At 73.3% G+C, this 243-nt stretch carries 1 pseudogene; it reads left to right on the top strand.

Annotated features, from left to right (window positions below):
- A pseudogene (gene purH, locus AMS67_RS00220) lies at positions 1–243 on the top strand (bifunctional phosphoribosylaminoimidazolecarboxamide formyltransferase/IMP cyclohydrolase); the annotation flags it as partial.

The raw sequence follows: 243 nt of genomic DNA, 5'->3' as shown, positions 1-243 counted from the left end.
CATCTCGGTGAGCGACAAGACGCGCCTGCTCGATCTCGCGGGCGCGCTCGCCGAGGCCAGCGTCGAGATCGTCTCGACCGGATCCACCGCCGCGACCATCCGCGAGGCGGGCCACCCGGTCACCGACGTCTCCGAGGTCACCGGCTTCGCCGAGGCGCTCGACGGCCGCGTGAAGACCCTGCACCCGGCCGTGCACTCGGGTCTGCTCGCCGACCTGCGCCTCGCCGACCACCGTGCCCAGCT

Origin of the sequence: Leucobacter japonicus (genome assembly GCF_001273855.1) — a bacterium.
Lineage (GTDB): Bacteria > Actinomycetota > Actinomycetes > Actinomycetales > Microbacteriaceae > Leucobacter > Leucobacter japonicus.
This window is presented reverse-complemented; position numbering and strand designations above follow the sequence as displayed.